Genomic DNA, 19,352 nt, shown 5'->3' with positions numbered 1-19,352 from the left:
GCGGTGGCAATGAGCCGGATTGATCGTTGGATGGGTGCCGTGGCATCGGCGGTTTTCGTGGGAGCGGGGTCGGTGGCCGCCGCGAGTCCGGCCGCCGCCGATCCGTGTCCGGACGTGCAGGTGGTGTTCGCGCGGGGAACCTTCGAGCCCGCTGGCGTCGGCAGCGTCGGGCAGGCATTCCTGGATTCGGTGCGGGCCAAGGCACCGGGCAAATCGGTCGAGGAGTACGCCGTGAACTATCCGGCGTCGCTGGACTTCGCGACCGCCGCCGACGGTGTCATCGACGCCAGCAACAAGGTCCGTGCCACCGCCGCGGCCTGCCCGAACACCAAGGTGGTTCTGGGCGGGTACTCGCAGGGCGCGGCGGTGGCCGCGTACATCACCGCCGACGCGGTGCCCCAGGGCTTCGCGTTGCCGCCGGGCCTGACCGGACCGATGCCGGCCGAGGTCGCCGACCATGTGGCGGCGGTGGCGCTGTTCGGCAAGCCCTCGAGCGGCTTCCTGCAGATGATCTACACCGGCGCGCCGCCGATCACGGTCGGCTCCCGGTACGTCGCCAAGACCGACGACCTGTGCATCCCGGAAGACCCGGTGTGCTCGCCGACCGGTCATGACCAGGGCGCCCACAACGCGTACGTGAGCAATGGGCTGACCGATCAGGCGGCCGACTATGTGGTCGCCCGGCTGGGCACCCAGCGGTCCGGGCAGCCGGTGGATCAGGCCGCCGCGCACCGTTAGGTCAGGTCACGCAGCTTTTCGATCAGTTTCACCCGGGCCGCCGGGGTCTCGGCGAACGGAACCACGTTCAGTGCCGTCACCCCGGCCTCCCGGAAGGCCGCGATCCGTTCCTTGACGAATCCGGCCGAACCGATGAGGGATACGTCGCGAACCAGCTCGTCGGGCACCGCCTTGGCGGCGGCCTCCTTGTCACCGGCGAGGTAGAGCTCCTGGATGCGGTCGGCCTGCGGTCCGTAGCCGTAGCTGGTGGCCAGCGCGTGATAGAAGTTCTTGCCCTTGGCGCCCATCCCGCCGATGTACAGCGCCAGGTGCGGTTTGATGAACTCGCGTAACGGCTCGACATCGTCGCCGATGGCCAGCGGCGGCCCGGCATAGATGTCGAGTTCGCCGAGGGCGGGGTCGCGCTTGGCCTTGCCGGCCTGCAGCGCCGCGCCCCAGACGTCGCCGGCCTTCTCGGGCAGGAAGAAGATGGGCTGCCAGCCCTCGGCGATCTCGGCGGTCAGCTCCACGTTCTTCGGGCCCAGCGCCGCCAGCAGGACCGGAATCCTTTCGCGGACAGGCGTATTGATGAGCTTCAGCGGTTTACCGAGGCCGGTGCCGCGATCCTTGGGCAGCGGGATGGTGTAATGCTCGCCCTCGAACTGCACCCGTTCACGGCGCCATACCTGCCGGCAGATCTGCACCGCCTCGCGGGTCCGGGCGATCGGCGCGTCATAGGGCACCCCGTGGAAACCTTCGATGACCTGCGGCCCCGACGCGCCCAGCCCCAGGATGAACCGGCCGCCGGACACGTAGTCCAAGCCGGCGGCCGTCATCGCGGTCAACGTGGGGGTGCGGGTGTAGAGCTGCAGGATGCCCGAGGCCAGTTGCACGCGCTCGGTGCTGGCCGCCAGGTATCCGAGCGCGCTCACCGCGTCGAACGAATACGCCTCGGGCACGAAGACGATGTCCAGGCCGGCGCGCTCGAGATCGGCAACCTCGGCCGCGACCTCTTTGAAACCGCCTGCGTAGTTGATGCCCAGTCCGATCTTCACCGGTTCTGCACCTCCTCCAGCGCCTCGCGCTGGATCTGCTCGAACTGGGCGGCCATCGCCTCGGACAGGGCCTGGGCACCCGACAGCGGACGCACCATCACCATGAAGTCGTCGATCAGCCCGTCGGCATTGGTGTGGATGAAATCGCATCCGGTGATGCGCTTGCCGGAGACGGTGGCCTCGAAGACCAGCGCGTGGTCGGCGCCGTCGTTGATCTCGCGGATGTAGCGGAAGTCCTCGAACACCCGCAGCACCCCGCGCAGGATGGCGGCGGTGATCGGCTTGCCCGGGTACGGCTTGAACGCCACCGGGCTGGTGAACACGACGTCATCGGCCAGCTGGGCGGCCATTGCCTCGGGATCGCGAGCCTCGACGGCCTGGCGGAAGGGATGCATCCGACACCTCGCATAGTCACTTTGTTGAATAGGTGTCGATGACAGTACAGTACATGCCGTGGCGCTACGCGACGCGGTGCTGGCCGCCCTACTCGACGGTGAATCGTCGGGCTACGACCTGGCCAAATCCTTCGACGCCTCGGTAGCCAACTTCTGGACGGCCACACCGCAGCAGCTGTACCGCGAACTGGACAGACTCGCCGCCGATGGGCTCATCGAGGCCCGGGTGGTACAGCAGGAGCGCCGGCCGAACAAGCGGCTCTTCTCGCTGACCGCCGCCGGCCATGCCGCCATTGCGGCCTTCACCGCCGCTCCGCCCAAACCGTCGACCATCCGCGACGAGTTGCTGATCAAGGTCAACGCCGTCGACGGTGGCGATCCGGAAGCCGTCCGCGGCCTGGTGGCCGAACAGCTGCGGTGGTCGGAGACCAAACTCGAACGCTACGAACGGATGCGGGTGCGGTTGCTGGGCGGGCAGGACGAGGACGATTACCTGGCCACCGGCAACCGGGTGGGCCCGTATCTCACCTTGCTACGCGGTATCGCGTTCGAGGAGGAGAACATCCGCTGGGCACACCGCACGCTGTCGGTACTCGACCGGCGGTTGGGGTCATAGCCGATACATCTCGCGCGGCATCGCGACCTGTTCGATGATGGCGTGGACGGCACCTCCGAAAGCGGAACTCCCGAGGGGTCGAATGCGTTGGGGTGAACTGTGACTACCGGAAGTGTGACCACGACACAAGGCGGCTACGAGGACGAACTGCGGTCCGAACGGCGCTATGTGGACCGCCTGTACACCCGGTTGGACGACGAGCGCGCGGCCGCCAAACGGCGCTATGACGCCGCGCTGCGCGGGGATATCGATGCCCAGGACGGCGCCACCCTGCTGCAACGCGATGTCGAGGTGCGCGCCCTGGCCAAGGAGATGAACCGGCTGGACGTCGCCGACGGCGGCCTGTGCTTCGGCCGGTTGGATGCCGAGGACGGCGAGGCGCTGTACATCGGGCGCCTGGGCCTGTTCGACCCGGACAACGGGTACGAACCCGTGCTGCTGGACTGGCGGGCTCCGGCGTCCCGCGCCTTCTACACCGCGACCGCCGCCAATCCGGAAGGCATGCGCCGACGGCGCCAGTTCCGCACCCTGGGCCGCCGGTTGGCCGGCTTCACCGACGAGAGCCTCGGCAGGCCCGACGCGGCCACCGGCGAGGACGCCGCCCTGCTGGCCGCGGTCAACGCCCCGCGCGGGGAGGGTATGCGCGACATCGTCGCGACGATCCAGGCCGAGCAGGACGAGATCATCCGGCTGGATCACCCCGGTGTGCTGGTGATCGAAGGCGGCCCCGGCACCGGTAAGACGGTGGTGGCACTGCACCGGGTGGCCTACCTGCTCTACACCCGGCGCCAGCAGATCGAGCGGCACGGCGCCCTGGTGGTGGGCCCCAGCCCGGCGTTCCTCAACCACATCGGCCGGGTGCTGCCCTCCCTGGGGGAGACCGATGTCGTCTTCGCGACCACCGGTGAGCTGGTGCCGGGGCTGCGGGTGACGGCCGAGGACGCGCCCGCGGTCGCCCGGGCCAAGGGCTCACTGGGCATGCTCGACGTGCTGGCGGCGGCGGTAGCCGACCATCAGCGGTTGCCCGACGATCCGCTGACCATCGAGCTCGCCGATGTCACGGTGCGCATCGATGCCGAGACCGCGCAGTGGGCTCGCGAGGAGGCCCGCGGCAGCGGGCAGCCACACAATCAGGCCCGGGCGGTGTTCGTCGACATCGTCACCTACGTTCTCACCGAGCGGGCGATCGGGCGCATCGGCCGCGGCTGGCTGTCCCGGTCGGACAAGAACGCCTGGGAACAGATGCGCTCCGACCTGCTCGAGGAGCTGTCCGAAAACGCCGCGTTCCATGCCGCCATCGAGCAACTGTGGCCCCGGCTCACCCCGGAAACGGTGCTGGCGCAGCTCTATTCGTCACATGAGCGGTTGCAGACGGCCGGCGCGGACCCATCGCTGTGGCGTGCCGACGGCGCGGCGTGGACGGTATCGGACGTACCCTTGCTCGACGAACTGGTCGACCTGCTCGGCCGGGACAAGGCCGCCGACCGCGCCGCCGAACGTGAGCGCAAGAAGCAGGAGGCCTACGCCAAGGGCGTGCTCGACCTGATGGTCGCCCGCGAGGAGCTGATGGACGACGAGGACCGCCTGCTGGCCCAGGACGTCCTGCGCGCGGAGGACCTGGCCGACCGCTTCGCCGAACGCGACACCCGCGATCTCGTGGAACGAGCTGCCGCCGACCGGGATTGGACCTACCGCCACGTGGTGGTCGACGAGGCGCAGGAACTGTCTGAGATGGATTGGCGGGTGCTGATGCGACGCTGCCCCTCGCGCTCTTTCACCATCGTCGGCGACCTGGCACAACGCCGTTCGGCGGCCGGAGCCCGCTCCTGGGAGCAGATGCTGACGCCGTACGTCCCGGACCGCTGGTTGTACCGCGCCCTGTCGGTCAACTACCGAACCCCCTCGGAGATCATGACCGTGGCCGCCGACCTGCTGGCGGAGTTCGCGCCCGAGGCGACCCCACCGGAGTCGGTGCGGGCGTCGGGCTTCCTGCCCTGGGCGCGGCGAGTCACAGAAGACGAACTATCATCGGCAATCGCACAATTCGTGGCCGAAGAGGATCGACTGCCGGGTACCAGCGTGGTGATCGGGCCGCCTGGGATGCCGGGCACCGTGACCGCGGCGGAGACCAAGGGGCTGGAGTTCGACGCGGTGTTGGTGGTCGAGCCGGCGAGGATTCTCACCGGGGCGAGCGAAGCGACGGGAGTAGACACCGGGGCGAGCGAAGCGACGGGAACAAACACCGGGGCGAGCGAAGCGACGGGAGCAGCTACCGCGGGCGACCGTGGCGCGGCCGATCTCTACGTCGCGCTGACCCGGGCCACCCAGCGCCTCGGTGTGCTGCACACCGGGGAGCTACCGCAGGCTCTGCGCGGGCTGGTAGCCGGCGTCGGCGGCTGAGGCCAGCACCAGGTTGTACAGCGGAGCACCCCACGCGTGCGGGCCGCTGCCGGCCGGTGCATAACCGGTGTGAATGGCGATACCCGCAGGGGACATCGGGTCCTGGTCGGGAACGGAGTCACACACCGGGTCACCGATATCGCAGACACTGACGGTCCGCGCACCGATGGCCGCGGGCAGCATCGAGGTGTCGGTTCCGGCCAGGAACGAATGTTCCTGCGCCACACCCTTTCCGACACCCGGCGCCAGCGCCGTCGACCCCATGTTGATGGTGGTGTCCACCGGCAACCGGTCGCCGTCGGCAACGAGCAGCGCGGCCACCACCTGCGGGTCGTCGGCCAGGTCGTGCAAATTGCGGTGAATCACCATGGCGCCCTGCGAATATCCGGCGAGGATCACCTTGGTGGCTGGACACTGTGCGCTGAATGCCTGGAGTTGGTCGGCGGCGGCATCGGTGCCGTCGTGCACACTGTCCATGAAGTTCATCCAGCCGCGAATGCCGCCGTCGGCGGGCACGGGCGCGGCCGGGTATTGCACGGCCTCGGCGGTGATGGTGTGCCCGCTGTCGGCCAGAGCGGCACGCATCTGTAGATAGGACTGGTAGACCACGTCGCCCATGCCGCCGTTGGCGGTCAATCCGGCACCGTCGCGCTGACCGGAGCCGGCCGCGCCGATCCAGTGATAGTCCGCGCATCCCGGTGCTGCCGAAGCCGCACCGGCGGACAGACCGCTGATACCCGATGCGAGGAGCACGCCCGCAATCACTGTCACCACCCGACGAATCACGATCATTTGATCGTCACCAGCGGTTGTGCCGTTACGTGACGTGCGGCACGCGGTGAGTGGCTACCGTTGCCGCATGGGGGCGAATGCGCTGATCACCTGGCTGGCCGACTCCGATCCCGCGCTGCGTTGGCAGGTCGAACGAGACCTGGGCGGGCAGCCGCCGACCACCTGGGAGGCGACCAGGAGCCGCGTCGCGACCGAAGGCTTCGGCGCCCGCCTGCTGGCGTTGCAGGACCCGGACGGGCAGTGGGCCGGCGGGGCGTTCTTTCCGGCTGGTTTTAATACCGAGCGCGAGCGAAGCGACGGGGAAAATACCGACGGCGAGCGAAGCGACGGGGAGGAAAACACCGAGGGCCAGCCGTGGACCGCCACCACCTGGTCGCTGAATGCACTGCGTGAATGGGGCCTGGACCCGGCGGTGCTGCGGGCCCGACGCACCGCCGAATTGCTGGCCGCGAACTGCCGTTGGGAGTACGACGACCTGCCCTACTGGGGTGGCGAGGTGGACTGCTGCATCAACGCGTGGACGCTGGCCAACGGGGTGTGGCTCGGTGCCGACGTTTCCGGCCTCGTCGACTGGTTCCTGGAGCACCGCCTACCCGACGGCGGCTGGAACTGTGACTGGGTGGAGGGTTCGACCCGCTCGTCGCTGCACTCCACGCTGAACGCGCTCAAGGGTCTGCTCGCGTTCGAGATGTCGGTGGGCACCGATGACACCGTCCGAGCCGCCCGCGTGGCAGGACAGGAGTACCTGCTGCGCCGGGCCCTGTTCCGCCGGCTGTCGACCGGGCAACCGGTCGCCCCATGGGTGAATCAGTTCGCCTATCCGTTCCGCTGGCGCTACAGCGTGCTCAACGCGGCCGATTATTTTCGTGAGGCGGCCGCGCACGACGGGGTGCCGCCCGACCGACGCCTGGCCGATGCGATGGCGCTCATCCGTAGTGCCCGACGGTCCGACGGCACCTGGTTGCAAGGCACCCGACTGCCGGGGCGGGTGTGGTTCGACATCGACGTGCCCGCCGGTGAACCCTCGAAATGGCTGACGCTCATCGGAACCAGGGTGCTCAGCTGGTGGGACGACAGCGATAACCGCAGCTAATTAGTGTTTGTGAACGAACAACCCGTTTGCTCGGCACCCGCGGGGCGCCCTGAGTCGGCCGGCGGGCGCGTATCCGGATAGCATTGGAACGTCTGCGCGGCTGACGAAGACGTCGCCGCGACCGCCTTCCCGGTGAATTCGGCTCTCGTCGTATGCAATAGAACGCGCGCTTGCGCGTTGCGGCGATCCGGTCACCGCTGTGGGAACAAATACCCTTTCGAAGGAGTTGCAGCAACACGTGGCCGACCCAATCCGGATGACCAGCCGGCGGTTTGTCGTGCAAAATTGCCAGCAAACTCACAGGATCGGGCTGCGCTGATGCGGCAGGGACCGCTGGCCGGACGGTATCCGGCCGTGGCCGCCATGGTCACCCTCGCACTGATCCCTTACCTCGCACTGTCGGCGGCCCTCGACCCGCTGGTGCCGATCATCTCCGAGCAGCTGCACATGACGGCCCAGCAGATGAGCCTGTCCGCCGGGCTCGGCAATGCGGCGTACGCCGTCGGCACCGTGCTGGCCGTCCAGTTCGCCCAGCACCTTCCGCAACGCCGGATGCTGCTCGCCTACGCCGTGTTGCTGGTCATCGGATCGGTACTGGCCGCGGCCGCCCAGAACGCCGGCATGTTCATCGGCGGCCACGTGCTGCAAGGCCTGGCCACGAGCATGCTGCTCATCGCCGCCGCACCGCCGTTGACCATCGGTTTCCCCAGGGAGAAGCTGCGCATCACGGCCGTCATCATGAACATGTGCGTGTTCGGGGCCGTCGCACTCGGCCCCTTCGTCGGTGGTCTACAGGCCGAATCCCACCGGTGGCGGCCGCTGTTCTGGGTCGTCGCGGCCATCGCGCTGACGGCGCTCATCCTGGCCGCTCTCACCTTCGACGACGCGCCGCCCGCCGACCGGGAGGCGCCCCGCGACGGGTGGGCAATCGTGCTGGCCGCCGCGGGCTGCACCGCGGCCTTCGTCGGGGCCGCGCAGCTCACCAGCCACGGTTTCGGCGACCTCGCGGTGACCGGCCCGATGCTCGGTGGCCTGGCGCTCATCGTCGTGCTGATCGTCTACCAGTTCCGGGCACGGCGGCCGCTACTGACCATCCGCACCATGCTCACCAGCGCGATCCCGGTTGCCGGCGTCGGGGTCGCCCTGTTCGCCGCCGCGGCGTCGGTGGCCGCGACCGCGCTGACGGCGAATGTCTTCCTGTTGAGCTACAACCCCGTCCAGGTCGGCCTGTTGTATCTGCCCGAGCTGGGCGGCGCGGTGGTGATGGCGGTGGTGTTCGGCGCGGTGATCTCCCGGCGCGCGATGCACTACCTGCCGCTGATCGGCATGGCGCTGCTCGCCGCCGGCATCCTGGTGTTCCGTCTGGCCCTGCCCGCCAACCAGCCGCTGGCTCTCCTCGGCGCGGCGCTGACCGGCCTGGCCCTCGGCGCCACGGTGGCACCGGCCCTGTTCGTCGCCGGTTTCTCCTTGCAGTCCAACAGCTTGCAACGGGTCTTCGCCATCATCGAGCTGCTGCGTGCGGTGGCGGCGTTCATGGTGGCGCCGATCTTCGCGCACTTCGCCGCCACCACCGCGGGTGACCTGGTGACCGGTACCGGTATCGCGTTGTGGATCGGATTCGGGCTCGCCATCGCCGGCGCCGTCTTCGGGGTGGCGGTCTACGCGCTCAGCGGCGCCCGCCCACAACAACCCGACCTCGATCTGTTCCTCGATGGCGAGTCCCCCGCCTGGTACTCCCCACCGCTGCTGGCCCGCCTGCGTCCGGGACTGTCCGCACCGGAACCCGCCCAGGCACCGGTTCCCACGACCGGGGGTGCGCAGGCGCCGGCCGATCCGGGCACGCCCGGCCCGATCCTCATCGCCTACGACGGATCGCAGCGTGCTGCCGCCGCGATATCGGCGGCGGCCGCGCAGGTACCGCCGGGCCGACGGGCACTGGTCGTCTGCGTGTGGCAGCCGGTCGAGGTGGGATTCACCCCCGCCGACGGCCGGGCTCTGGACGCCGACAACGCCGCCGACGTGCGCCGATCCGCCGAACAAACCGCGGCCTATGGCGCGCAGCTGGCCGCCGAGGCAGGATTTGCGGTGTGCAGTAAGGCCGTCGAGGCGTCGCCCACCTGGCAGGGCATCGTCACGACGGCCACCGAAACGCGGGCCAGCCTCATCGTGCTCGGGCCGCACCGTCGCAACGGGCTGCTGGGCCACCTGCAGGGCAGTGTCGCGGCGGCCGTGGTGGCACACACCGACACGCCGGTGTTGATCGTGCCGCAGGTGACGCAGCCCGCCGCGTTGGCGTCCGCGAACAACTGAGAGGCGAACCGCGATGTTGAACCGGCGAGACATGTTGGTACTGACCGGCATCGGTGCGCTGTCGACCGCCGTGCCGACAGCCCATGCCGCGCCGTCGGCACCGCCGCCGGCGGCACCGCCCGCCGGTGGCTACCTGTTCGTCGACGATTTCGACGGACCCGCCGGTTCGGCACCGGACGCGTCCAAATGGGAAGTGGCCCTTGCCCGTGAGTCGATGGAAGATCCGACGTTCTGGGAACTGCCCGGCAACGTGGGTCAATACCGCGACGACCGCCGCAACGTCTTCATCGACGGCAAGTCGAATCTGGTCTTCCGCGCAGCGAAGGATGGCGACACCTTCTACAGCGGCAAGCTGTTCGGCAAGTGGCGCGGCGGTATCGGGCACAACTGGGAAGCCCGGATCAAACTTAATTGCCTGACCCCGGGCTGCTGGCCGGCCTGGTATCTCGCCAACAACGACCCCACCATCGGTGGCGAGGTCGACATCATGGAGTGGTACGGCAACGGCAAGTGGGCCGCGGGTACCGCGGTGCACGCCAAGCTCAACGGGGGCGAGCACGTCAGCCAGGGCATCACGGTGGACAGCGGGTGGCACACCTGGCGAGTGCAGTGGGACGACGCGGGCATGCGGTTCTGGAAGGACTACACCGACGGCGCGCAGCCCTATTTCAACGTGCCGGCCCACGCCCTGCCGGATTGGCAGTTCAATCAGCCCGGCTACCAACTATTTCCGGTCCTGGATCTGGCCGTGGCCGGATCCGGCGGCGGCGACCCCGGCCCGGGCAGTTACCCGGCGGACATGCTGGTGGACTACGTCAAGGTCTGGTGAGTCACGCCGTCGCGGTCGCCAGCCGGCCCCGCTCCCGCATCGAGGCGACCACGCCGCCGTCGTTGAGGATGTCGGTTCCGGTCAGGTAACCGGCCCGGTCACTGACGCAGAATGCGAACAGTTCGGCCATCTCCTCCGGTGTGCCCCACCGCGGTACGGCAGCATCCGCCATCAGCGCGCCGGCTCCGGCCTGCTCCTCCAGCCGGCCCATCTCGGTGTCCACCGCGCCGGGTGATACCGAGACGATGCGCAGTCCCCGGCCGGTGAATCGCTCGGCCTGCGCCCAGCTGTACCACTTCACGAAGCTCTTGCTGATCCCATACGACATCCCGGGGCGGGCCTGCTCGGGCAGGGCGCCGTACGCGGCACGCATGCCGGTGGTGAAGGCGGCCCGGTCGGTCAGTGCCAGGGGAAACTTGTCGGTGGGGATGACCTCGTCGGGCAGCAGATGCGCGGCCATCGAGGCCACGTTCACGATCGCCGCGCCGTTGGTCGCGGTGCCGAAGAAGGTCTCGTTGACGTTGACGGTGCCCAGCACATTGGTCCGCATGACGTAGTCCGCGTCGCCCATGCTCGGGCTGACCCCGGCCGCGTGGATCACCGCGGCGACGGGGCCGATACCGGCCGCGGTCGCGAACAGTGTCTCGACCGCGGCTCGGTCGGTCACATCGCAGTTGACCGCGGTGGCCGCCACCCCGCTACCGGACAGCACGTCGACGGCGGCGGCGAGCCGGTCGGGCCTGTTGTCGGCAAGGACCACGGCGTGGCCCTTGCCCACAATCCTGGCCGTGGCCAGACCCATGCCCCCGGCACCGCCCGTGATGATTGTCACCGCGCTCATAGTTGGACGATATATGCATTCCGGCGTTTTACACATATCACCTTCTCTGTCACGCGGGGAAGTCGACCGGATACGGTTCGGCAAAATCCGCGGAGCGGCCCACCGCCGCCCACTTACGATCCTCGGCGAGCAGCGTCTCATCGTGGCGGATCGAGCCCTCCACGGCGTTCACTCCCAACGGCAGGTGGTAGGGCAGGTCGTCCCGCCGGGACAGCTGCACCAGGATCGCCGCGGCGCGGGCCGGATCGCCGGCGGTGACGGCGGGGCTCTTGCGGACCGTGTTCATCGCCCCGACGGTCTCGACATAGTCCGCGGGGATGTCGCCGATCTCCATCGACGCCCCGGCCCAGTCCGTGGCGAATCCGCTCGGCTCGACCACGAGCACCCGGATCCCGAACGGCGCGGTCTCGGTCTGCAACACCCGGGAAAAACCGTCGATGGCGAATTTCGCGGCTTGGTAGGAGGCGATACCCGCCGATCCCCCGACGCGACCGCCCATCGAGGAGAACTGGATGATCAGCCCGCCGCCCTGGGCGCGTAACACCGGGATGGCAGCCCTGGACACGTGGTAGACACCCCAGAAGTTGGTTTCGAACTGGGTGCGGAAATCCGCTTCGTCGCCGGTCTCGATGGGAGCGACGTTGGCGTAGCCCGCGTTGTTGACCACCACGTCGATGCGGCCGAACCGCTGCCTGGCAGCGGCGATCGCGGCACGCACACCGTCCGCGTCGGTGACGTCCAGCGGCAGCGCCGCGATGCGGTCGCCGTACGCGTGGGACAACTCGTCGAGTTGATCGGGCCGGCGCGCCGTTGCGGCGACACTGTCGCCGGCTTCCAGTGCGGCGCGCGCGAGCTCACGGCCGAAGCCGCGCGACGATCCCGTGATGAACCAGACCTTGCTCATGTTTCTCTCCTGTTCTCGGTGCTTTATCAGCGGGCGACGGTGGCCGCGTGGGCGGGTGAGTACCGCTCTCCCACCACCCGACCGGGCGCGAAAACCGCACTCAGATAGGCAATCTCGTCAGTGCTGAGCGCCACCGACGTGGCAGCGAAGTTCTCCCGCACGTGGGCGATGCGCCGGCTGCCGGGAATCGGCACCACATCCAGAGGTTGGGCCAGCAACCAGGCCAGCGCCAATTGGCCAGGGGTGCAGCCCTTCTCATCGGCCATCCGGGCCAGCGCCCCAACCGGCTCGAGATTGGCAGCCAGGTTGTCGGCCGAGAACCGCGGGTTCGAGTGACGGAAGTCGTCGGGATGAAAATTCGTTCCCGGCTTGAGCGCTCCGGTCAGCGCAGACCTGCCCAGTGGGCAGTACGGCACCAGGGTGATCCCGAGTTCGCGCAGTGTGGCCGTGATCGCGGTCTCCAGATCGCGTTCCCACAGCGAATACTCGCTCTGCAGCGCGGTGATCGGATGTACGGCGTGTGCCCGCCGGATCAGTTCGGGGCCGACCTCGCTGAGGCCGAGCGCACGGACCTTGCCGGCCCGCACCAGTTCGGCCATCGCGCCGACGGTGTCCTCGATGGGCACGTTGTGGTCCCACCGGTGGCAGTAGTACAGGTCGATCACGTCGGTGTCCAGTCTGCGCAGACTGGCCTCACACGCCGCGGCGACGTACTCCGGCCGACCGTCGATGACGATCCCGTCCCGGGTGTCGTTGATCTTGGCGCCGAATTTGGTGGCCAGCACCACGCGGTCCCGCCTGCCCCGTAACGCGGATCCGATGAGCCGCTCGTTGTGACCGAAGCCGCGGCTGTTCGAGGCGGTGCCGATATCGGAGCCGCCGTACACGTCCGAGGTGTCCAGGAAGTCGACCCCTAGGTCGATCGCCGCACGGATGGTCTCCACCGATTCCTGGTCGTCGGAGTCACCGTAGAACTGCGACATACCCATACAGCCCAGCCCGACAGGCCGCACCGTCAGATCCGAATGCCCCAGCCGCACGCGTGCCGAGTGGTCCATCACCACCACCTAAATGAGAGTTTGACTATCACATAGTATGGAACATGTTGGCCCGGGAAGTATTCCCGGCTGGGGTTTCAGGAGGTCACGTGCGACGCGACGCCACCGACAACCGTGACAAGCTCGTCAAGGCGGCCGAGCAGGTATTCGCCGAACACGGACCCACCGCCACCCTCGACGACATCGCCCGCGCCGCCGGGGTGGGTCCGGCGACCCTCTACCGCCGGTTCGCCAACAAGGAGGGGCTGGTCCAGGAGGTGCTGGCCGGATTTTTCCAGCGGCTCATCGAGGCCGCCGACACCGCAGCCGCAGCCGCACCGGAGCAGGGCGTGGAGTTGTTTCTGCGCACCGTCGGCGTCGAACTGGCCGAGAAGGCCGGATTGTCCGCGCCGGTGTGGGGTGATCTCGCCCCGCGTGCACTCGTGGAAGAGCTGCGACGACGGTCGACGGATCTGCTCGTCCGAGCTCAGCGCGCCGGTGCGGTCCGCGCCGACCTGACCCCCGACGACATCACCATCGCGGTGTGGGCGCTGCGCGGCGTCATCCAATCGGAACGAATCGACCCGGCCCACCGCGGGCGGCAGCGATGGCAACGCCACCTCGACACCATCATGCGCGGGTTCAGCCCTGCCGGCGCAGCGCGGCCGCCCGGATCGTGAGGTGATCACGTTCGGCCACGTTGTCCGCTTGCACGTAAAGGGCGGCGGCCGTTGCCGTTTCACCGGCCCGATCGTGCAGATGCGCCGCCGCCGCGGTGCGCCTCGGCAGCGTGGGATCCAACACCGCCAGTGCCGCCAGCCCGGCACGCGGCCCGTCGGCCTCGCCCAATGCCACGGCCCGATTCAGCCGCACCACCGGGCTGTCGGTGAGGTGCACCAATTCGTCGTACCACTCGACGATCTGCACCCAATCGGTCTCCTCGGCGGTCTCGGCGTCGGCGTGCAGGGCGGCGATGGCGGCCTGAGCCTGGTACTCGCCCAAGCGATCCCGCGCCAGGGCGACCTGCAGGAGATCGATGCCTTCGGTGATCAGGTCCCGCCGCCACAGCGTGCGGTCCTGTTCGGCCAGCGGCACCAGGACGCCGTCGGGCCGGGTGCGCGCCGGACGTCTGGCGTGATGCAGCAGGAACAGGGCCAGCAACCCGACGGCCTCCTCGTCGGGTGCCGCGGCGACCAACTGCCTGGCCAGCCGGATGGCCTCATCGGCCAGATCCACCTCCCCGCTGTAGCCCTCGTTGAATACCAGGTAGACCACCTTGAGTACCGTGTGCAGGTCGCCGGGCCGGTCCAGCCGGGTAGCGCTGACGCTGCGCTTGGCGCGGCTGATGCGTTGTGCCATGGTCGGTTCCGGGACCAGGTAGGCCTGGGCGATCTGCCGGGTGGTCAGTCCGCCCACCGCCCGCAGGGTGAGCGCGACCGCCGAAGCGGCCGACAGCCGCGGATGCGCGCACAGAAAATACAGCGCCAGGGTGTCATCCACGTCGATGACCGGTCCGGGCGAAGGTTGTTCTGCGACAAGTAGTTAACGCCGAACCCGGGCGGTGTCGGAGCGGGCGAGGTCGACGAATCGGCGCCACACGGTGGTGATCAGCCAGGCCTTCCGGGTCGGCCGGAGGTTGCGCCGGCCAGGTCTGCAGGGCCCGGATCGGTGCTTCCTGCACCGCGTCCTCGGCGGTGCCGAAATCCGCTCCTCGGCGCACCAGCGCGGCCAGCACGCCGGGGATCAGCTCACGCAGTTGGGCGGCGTCCACCATGCGCGACGGCTACTCCGCGACGCACGGGCTGTGGTTCAGCAGCGGTCGCAGCTCCAGCCATTCACGGATCGGCTGCCCACCGGCGCCGGGCCTCGACCTCGGCCGGCTCCCACCGATCCATCGGCACGTCGTTGACCGCCGTCGGTGCCCCGCGGTAGTGCTTCAGCAGCAGGTACTTGGCCATGAGTGTCTCCCTTCAGGTGTGCGACCCTAGCGGTCGCTCACTACGGGGACGGCGCCATCACGCGGGTTTCGACATCATGCGGAAAAGAAATCAGACCGCCGCCGGCCGGAACATCACCGTGATGCAGAACGGGTGCCCCGCCGGGTCGATCAGCACTCGCCATTTGTCCGGGTTGGGCTGCACCTCGGCCCTCGTGGCACCCAGCGCCAGGATCCGGCTCTCCTCGAGATCGAGGTTGTCCACCGCCAGGTCCAGGTGCAGCTGTTTGGGCACCGGACCGGCGGGCCAGGTGGGGGGTCGATGGTCATCGACCCGTTCGAAGCTCAGCAGCACTCCCGGCCCTTCCAGGGCAACGAGATCGGGCGTGGACAGCACCACCTTCAAGCCCAGCACTGCACGATAGAAGTCGCCGAGTGCCGCCGGGTCGGGGCAGTCGAGGGCCACCGCGCCCAACCGAATGCTCACGACTGTCCCCCGTCAGTTCCTCAGATGTGGCGCGCCATGGCGGCCTCGGTCAGGCCCGGAACTGCGCCACCCGGGCGGCGTAGTCGTCGAGCAGGCGCAGTGAGTCGTCGCGGGATTTGGTGGGCAGCAGCAGGTTGGCCTGACCGAAGCCGAGGTCCTGTAGGGCGCCCCAGTAGTCGAGGTCCATCGGCACACCGAAGGTGCTCAACGGCACATCGTGGTCGGCACCCGCGCGGAGCTGCTCGACGCGCCGGGTCAGCCGCTCGACGGGCAGTGGGTTCGAGATCCAGCCTGCGCGGTGTCTGATCACTCGCTTGACCGTCGCGTCGGAGTCGCCGCCGATGAGGACGGGCGGGTACGGGGTCTGCACCGGCTTGGGCCGCAGATACGACGCGTCGAAGTCGACGTACTTGCCGTGGTATTCGGCCGGTTCGTCGGTCCACAGCGCCTTGATCGCCTCGATCCGCTCGTCGAGCAGCGCTCCGCGGGTTTTCGGATCGGTGCCGTGGTGGCGCAATTCTTCGATGTTCCAGCCGGCGCCGACACCGAGGACGAAGCGGCCTCCGGAGATCAGGTCGATGCTGGCGGCTTCCTTCGCGGTGATGATCGGATCGCGCTGGATGAGCAGGGCGATGCCGGTGATCAGCTCGATCTTGGAGGTCACGGCCGCGGCGGCGGCGAGCGTGACGAACGGGTCCAGGGTGCGGTAGTAGATGCGCGGCAAGTCACCGCCGAGCGGGTAGGCGGATTCCCGGCTGACCGGGATGTGCGTGTGCTCGGCGATCGCCAGCGCCTCGAAACCGCGCTCCTCGATCGCCCGTGCCAGTGTCACCGTGTCGATGGTGTCGTCGTTCACGAACGTCGAGATGCCGAATTTCATGCGCCGTCCCCCAGCTGTCGTCGTTGTCGTCGCGGCCCGGTACCCGACCATTTGGCCCAACTATGGCCCATCCGGTGCTATTCCCGGTAGGGGGTGGCGGTGAGCGGCGTCGATCCGCTGACGACAAAGGGGCACCCGCAACGGGGTGCCCCTTTTCTCTTTCGTCCGCTCGATCGACGGCGGCCCTACCGACCGTTGCCCACTATCGAGGTCACCGCACCGGTGGTGGCACGCTGCTGGTTGTCGTGCACCCACTCGTGATGGGCGATGTCGGCCTGCGCGGGAGCGGCGAGCGCGACAACCATCGCGGCGAACGCGGTGGCGATGACTCCGGTGAATCCAAACTTCTTCATTTCCAAGCCCTTTCATACGAGCCTCTTACGGTTCCTGGCCTGCATAACGCTGCCTGGACCCCGGTTAATTCCGGTGGCAGAAATTGACCGTCGATTGGCAGTTCCGGACGTATCGTCGCCGGTATGCACCTGATCGCACTGGAGGAACACTTCGCCTGGGAACCCGCCAGCGACGGCAATGTGGTGGCGACGTGGTTACGGTCACACAACCGGCTCGGCTATGACCGGCTCTACGACCGGGGGGCGTTGCGGCTGGAGCAGATGGACGCCGCGGGTATCGACTTTCAGATCCTGTCGCTGTTCGACCCGGGCGTGCAGGAGTACCAGGACAGCGCCCTGGCGGTGGACCATGCCCGGCGCTCGAACGACGACCTGGCCGAGACGGTGCGCCGATACCCGCGCCGGTTCGGTGCCTTCGCGACGCTGGCCACCCAGGATCCGGCGGCGGCCGCCGCCGAGCTGCGGCGCGCGGTCGTCGACCTCGGCTTCGTGGGCGCCCTGATCAACGGCCACACCCACGGCCGCTATCTCGACGACCCCGCCTACGAGCCGCTGTTCGCCGAGGCCGAGGCGTTGCGGGCACCGATCTACCTGCACCCGACCACCCCACACCCGGCTGTGATGGACGCCTGGTTCGCCCCGTACACCGATCAGGGCCTGCACCTGGCGTCGTGGGGGTTCGCCGTCGAGGCAGGCACCCACGCGTTGCGGCTGATCTACTCCGGGTTGTTCGACCGACACCCCGGGTTGCAGATGATCCTCGGCCATCTCGGAGAGATGTTGCCCTTCACAGCTTTTCGCACCGACCGCTATTACGGCCTGGGCGGTTCGGGCGGTACGCTGGCCAAGCTGCCGTCGGAGTACCTGCGCGACAATTTCTTCGTCACCACGAGCGGCAACTTCTCACCACCGGCGCTGGCCTGCACGCTCGCGGTGCTGGGTGCCGACCGGGTGATGTTCTCGGTGGACTATCCGATGGACGACAATCGCGCCGGCGCCGAGTTCCTGTCGGCGTATCCGATGAGCGCAGCCGACCGCCGCAAGGTCGGGTACGAGAACGCCGTGCGCCTGTTCGGTGACCGGATACCGGATCCGGCCGGCTGATCGGCCGCGGTCAGTTACCCAGGCCGGTCAGGAACCGGCGCAGGCTGGCGGCCAGCGACCGCGGTACGTGGTCGGGATCCATCAGCTCGTTCTCCGCCAACGGGCTGGCCTCGTCGGCGACGGTCTCGGCGGTGAACCGGCGCAACGTCCGGCCCGCGCCGATGAGCGCCTCGACCGCTTCGAGAAACGTCGCGCCGTGCAGGGCCCTGCCGAAATCGGCGACGTCGACGCCCAGGTGTTCGGCGATCAGCCGGTCCCGGAAAGCCGTGATGGTCCGCCGGAGCGGGTCGCCGGGGCCGGCGGCCTCGACGGCCACGTCGCACTCACTGTCGAAACCCATCGACCGGTTGTTCAGATTGGAGGACCCGATACGCAGCAACCGGTCGTCGATGACCATGACTTTCGAGTGGATGTACACCGGCTGCCCGCCCGCGGTCACCGGCCAGTACACCCCGAACCGACCGTGTTCGTCGGCCGCCCACAGTTCGTCGAGCAGCAGCTTGCGCGCGCTGTCCATCGCCTGTTGCTCCAGTCGACTCTCGGACCGGCGCGGTAGCACGATGACGACTTCCGGACCGTCCGGTTCGCGCAGGCGTCCGGCCAGCGCCTCGGCCACGGTGCGCGACGCCAGATACTGGTTCTCCAGGTAGATGGTGTGCCGTGCGGCGGCGATCGCGGCCAGATTCAGGGCCTCCACCTCGCGCACCTCCTCGCGACCGGGCAGGTCGGGGCTGGTGCGCGCGATACCCACTTCGACGTCGCGCACGTCGGGCTCCAGCCCCCGTGGCCAGGCCACGTGCGCCACGTCCAGCGCGGGCAGCGTCTGACCGGTGGCGGCCGCCCACCGGTCTCGAGCGACCTCGCCGAGAGCACGGGCGGCGTGACCGTCCACGGCGGCGGCCACCTCGTGCCGGGGTCCATAGTCGCTACGAAACCTGTTGTCGTCCAAATGTTCCGGCGTGTCCCATCGGCCCAGCGTCAGATCGATGCCGCCACAGAAGGCTACCGCGTCGTCGATCACCACGATCTTCTGATGGTGCACGGCGCCGGTGGGGTGCGCGCCGTCGACGGCGAAGCGAATTCGCCTGCCGCTGAGCCTGTTCAGCACCGTGACCGGCGTCAACCCGTACCACAGGTCGTCGAAGACCGGCAGCAGCCGGAGGTTGGATTTCAGCACGTAGATCTGCAGACCGGGCCGTTTCCACAGCAGCCAATACAGAAGCGCCGCCAGCTGGTTCGGCCCGGGCAGGGTGGGCGCCGCGGGTTCGAGTGTGGTCCGGCCGTCGAAATCCCAGCCGACCAAGATGATCCGATGCCGCGCACGCAGCATCGAGGCCTTGACGTGCCGAAGGTAGTCCGCGCCGTCGACGACGAAGGCGACATGGTCGGCGTGTTCGGTCTGCCAGCAGGTCCGGCCCGGCACGAGGACGGGATCGTCGCGCACAGCCGCTGTCTATCACACCGCCGGCGCCGGCGCCGATCGGTGCGCTGCGTTTGGCTGCTCATCGCCCGGGTACACGCTCGTCTACCTGCGCGGGCAACAGGTGGTGATCGTGCTTACACGAGCGCTGTCGACGGTCGTGGACGTCTTTCGGCACGGGTC

Annotated in this window: 18 protein-coding genes and 2 pseudogenes; 8 read left to right on the top strand and 12 right to left on the bottom strand. The window is 68.6% G+C overall.

Annotated elements, in window-relative coordinates; translation table 11 throughout:
• The first annotated feature begins 9 nt into the window (after positions 1-9).
• On the top strand, positions 10-738 hold the full coding sequence (locus AWB94_RS00855; protein WP_062655266.1) for a cutinase family protein: 729 nt from the start codon (positions 10-12) through the stop codon (positions 736-738).
• On the opposite strand, the gene AWB94_RS00850 is transcribed toward AWB94_RS00855, so the two are convergent.
• Positions 735-1,772, bottom strand: a complete 1,038-nt coding sequence (locus AWB94_RS00850) for an LLM class F420-dependent oxidoreductase (RefSeq protein WP_062655265.1) — start codon at positions 1,770-1,772, stop codon at positions 735-737. The genes AWB94_RS00855 and AWB94_RS00850 overlap by 4 nt on opposite strands.
• Positions 1,769-2,167 (bottom strand): nuclear transport factor 2 family protein, encoded by a 399-nt coding sequence (locus AWB94_RS00845; protein ID WP_062655264.1) that lies wholly within the window; start codon positions 2,165-2,167, stop codon positions 1,769-1,771. Before AWB94_RS00845 ends, AWB94_RS00850 begins: the two co-directional genes overlap by 4 nt.
• Before the next feature lie 58 nt (positions 2,168-2,225).
• Here AWB94_RS00845 and AWB94_RS00840 point away from each other — a divergent pair, with 58 nt between their 5' ends.
• Both AWB94_RS00840 and helR read left to right on the top strand, forming a co-directional pair.
• Positions 2,226-2,783, top strand: a complete 558-nt coding sequence (locus AWB94_RS00840) for a PadR family transcriptional regulator (protein WP_062655263.1) — start codon at positions 2,226-2,228, stop codon at positions 2,781-2,783.
• A 114-nt stretch (positions 2,784-2,897) separates the two neighbouring features.
• Complete coding sequence (gene helR / locus AWB94_RS00835) at positions 2,898-5,183, top strand: RNA polymerase recycling motor ATPase HelR (RefSeq protein ID WP_201029494.1); 2,286 nt, start codon at positions 2,898-2,900, stop codon at positions 5,181-5,183.
• On the opposite strand, the gene AWB94_RS00830 is transcribed toward helR, so the two are convergent.
• The gene (locus AWB94_RS00830; RefSeq protein ID WP_109762012.1) at positions 5,139-5,975 is read right to left on the bottom strand and encodes a cutinase family protein; all 837 of its coding nucleotides are present in this window, start codon (positions 5,973-5,975) and stop codon (positions 5,139-5,141) included. The genes helR and AWB94_RS00830 overlap by 45 nt on opposite strands.
• Before the next feature lie 67 nt (positions 5,976-6,042).
• On the opposite strand from AWB94_RS00830, the gene AWB94_RS00825 reads away from it, so the two are divergent.
• The 3 genes from AWB94_RS00825 to AWB94_RS00815 all read left to right on the top strand — a co-directional run bounded on the left by AWB94_RS00825 (position 6,043) and on the right by AWB94_RS00815 (position 10,207).
• Positions 6,043-7,068 carry a prenyltransferase/squalene oxidase repeat-containing protein gene (locus tag AWB94_RS00825; protein ID WP_062655262.1) on the top strand — a complete coding sequence of 342 codons (1,026 nt, stop codon included), beginning with the start codon at positions 6,043-6,045 and terminating at the stop codon, positions 7,066-7,068.
• Positions 7,069-7,386: 318 nt separating this feature from the next.
• Positions 7,387-9,378: an MFS transporter gene (locus AWB94_RS00820; protein WP_062655261.1), complete on the top strand. Its 1,992-nt coding sequence runs from the start codon at positions 7,387-7,389 to the stop codon at positions 9,376-9,378.
• A gap of 31 nt (positions 9,379-9,409) precedes the next feature.
• Positions 9,410-10,207 (top strand): glycoside hydrolase family 16 protein, encoded by a 798-nt coding sequence (locus AWB94_RS00815; RefSeq protein WP_109762011.1) that lies wholly within the window; start codon positions 9,410-9,412, stop codon positions 10,205-10,207.
• A gap of 1 nt (position 10,208) precedes the next feature.
• On the opposite strand, the gene AWB94_RS00810 is transcribed toward AWB94_RS00815, so the two are convergent.
• The 3 genes from AWB94_RS00810 to AWB94_RS00800 are packed head-to-tail and all read right to left on the bottom strand — an operon-like array spanning position 10,209 to position 13,010.
• Entirely contained in the window at positions 10,209-11,048 is an 840-nt protein-coding gene (locus AWB94_RS00810; protein WP_062655259.1) for an SDR family oxidoreductase, read from the bottom strand.
• 49 nt (positions 11,049-11,097) lie between these two features.
• Complete coding sequence (locus AWB94_RS00805; RefSeq protein ID WP_062655258.1) at positions 11,098-11,952, bottom strand: SDR family NAD(P)-dependent oxidoreductase; 855 nt, start codon at positions 11,950-11,952, stop codon at positions 11,098-11,100.
• A 26-nt stretch (positions 11,953-11,978) separates the two neighbouring features.
• Complete coding sequence (locus tag AWB94_RS00800; protein WP_062655306.1) at positions 11,979-13,010, bottom strand: aldo/keto reductase; 1,032 nt, start codon at positions 13,008-13,010, stop codon at positions 11,979-11,981.
• An 89-nt stretch (positions 13,011-13,099) separates the two neighbouring features.
• Here AWB94_RS00800 and AWB94_RS00795 point away from each other — a divergent pair, with 89 nt between their 5' ends.
• A complete protein-coding gene (locus AWB94_RS00795; protein ID WP_062655257.1) occupies positions 13,100-13,669 on the top strand; it encodes a TetR/AcrR family transcriptional regulator in 570 nt (189 codons plus the stop codon).
• On the opposite strand, the pseudogene AWB94_RS00790 reads toward AWB94_RS00795, so the two are convergent.
• The 5 genes and pseudogenes from AWB94_RS00790 to AWB94_RS34875 all read right to left on the bottom strand — a co-directional run bounded on the left by AWB94_RS00790 (position 13,632) and on the right by AWB94_RS34875 (position 16,645).
• Positions 13,632-14,763: pseudogene (locus AWB94_RS00790) on the bottom strand (RNA polymerase sigma factor). The gene AWB94_RS00795 and the pseudogene AWB94_RS00790 sit on opposite strands and share 38 nt — an antisense overlap.
• A 67-nt stretch (positions 14,764-14,830) precedes the next feature.
• Positions 14,831-14,947: pseudogene (locus tag AWB94_RS36010) on the bottom strand (YciI family protein); the annotation flags it as partial.
• A 90-nt stretch (positions 14,948-15,037) separates the two neighbouring features.
• Positions 15,038-15,412, bottom strand: coding sequence for a VOC family protein (locus AWB94_RS00785; protein WP_062655256.1), 375 nt, complete (start codon positions 15,410-15,412; stop codon positions 15,038-15,040).
• A 49-nt stretch (positions 15,413-15,461) separates the two neighbouring features.
• Entirely contained in the window at positions 15,462-16,292 is an 831-nt protein-coding gene (locus AWB94_RS00780) for an LLM class F420-dependent oxidoreductase (protein ID WP_062655255.1), read from the bottom strand.
• Between the two features lie 185 nt (positions 16,293-16,477).
• Positions 16,478-16,645, bottom strand: a complete 168-nt coding sequence (locus AWB94_RS34875) for a hypothetical protein (protein WP_165605277.1) — start codon at positions 16,643-16,645, stop codon at positions 16,478-16,480.
• A gap of 123 nt (positions 16,646-16,768) precedes the next feature.
• On the opposite strand from AWB94_RS34875, the gene AWB94_RS00775 reads away from it, so the two are divergent.
• On the top strand, positions 16,769-17,749 hold the full coding sequence (locus AWB94_RS00775; protein WP_062655254.1) for an amidohydrolase family protein: 981 nt from the start codon (positions 16,769-16,771) through the stop codon (positions 17,747-17,749).
• Between the two features lie 10 nt (positions 17,750-17,759).
• Here the strand turns inward: AWB94_RS00775 and AWB94_RS00770 are convergent, their stop codons facing one another.
• Positions 17,760-19,193, bottom strand: coding sequence for a phospholipase D-like domain-containing protein (locus tag AWB94_RS00770; protein WP_062655253.1), 1,434 nt, complete (start codon positions 19,191-19,193; stop codon positions 17,760-17,762).
• Between the last annotated feature and the right edge of the window lie 159 nt (positions 19,194-19,352).

It is taken from the genome of Mycolicibacterium canariasense (genome assembly GCF_002101555.1).
In the GTDB taxonomy this organism is placed as follows: Bacteria; Actinomycetota; Actinomycetes; order Mycobacteriales; family Mycobacteriaceae; genus Mycobacterium; species Mycobacterium canariasense.
Note: the sequence above shows the minus strand (reverse complement) of the source record. Positions and strands in the feature narration are given on the sequence as shown.

Coding starts and splice junctions, on each gene's coding strand:
- AWB94_RS00855 (WP_062655266.1), top strand. CDS start 10: ATGAGCCGGATTGATCGTTGGATGGGTGCCGTGGCATCGGCGGTTTTC.
- AWB94_RS00845 (WP_062655264.1), bottom strand. CDS start 2,167: ATGCATCCCTTCCGCCAGGCCGTCGAGGCTCGCGATCCCGAGGCAATG.
- AWB94_RS00830 (WP_109762012.1), bottom strand. CDS start 5,975: ATGATCGTGATTCGTCGGGTGGTGACAGTGATTGCGGGCGTGCTCCTC.
- AWB94_RS00825 (WP_062655262.1), top strand. CDS start 6,043: ATGGGGGCGAATGCGCTGATCACCTGGCTGGCCGACTCCGATCCCGCG.
- AWB94_RS00820 (WP_062655261.1), top strand. CDS start 7,387: ATGCGGCAGGGACCGCTGGCCGGACGGTATCCGGCCGTGGCCGCCATG.
- AWB94_RS00815 (WP_109762011.1), top strand. CDS start 9,410: ATGTTGGTACTGACCGGCATCGGTGCGCTGTCGACCGCCGTGCCGACA.
- AWB94_RS00810 (WP_062655259.1), bottom strand. CDS start 11,048: ATGAGCGCGGTGACAATCATCACGGGCGGTGCCGGGGGCATGGGTCTG.
- AWB94_RS00805 (WP_062655258.1), bottom strand. CDS start 11,952: ATGAGCAAGGTCTGGTTCATCACGGGATCGTCGCGCGGCTTCGGCCGT.
- AWB94_RS00800 (WP_062655306.1), bottom strand. CDS start 13,010: ATGGACCACTCGGCACGCGTGCGGCTGGGGCATTCGGATCTGACGGTG.
- AWB94_RS00780 (WP_062655255.1), bottom strand. CDS start 16,292: ATGAAATTCGGCATCTCGACGTTCGTGAACGACGACACCATCGACACG.
- AWB94_RS34875 (WP_165605277.1), bottom strand. CDS start 16,645: ATGAAGAAGTTTGGATTCACCGGAGTCATCGCCACCGCGTTCGCCGCG.
- AWB94_RS00775 (WP_062655254.1), top strand. CDS start 16,769: ATGCACCTGATCGCACTGGAGGAACACTTCGCCTGGGAACCCGCCAGC.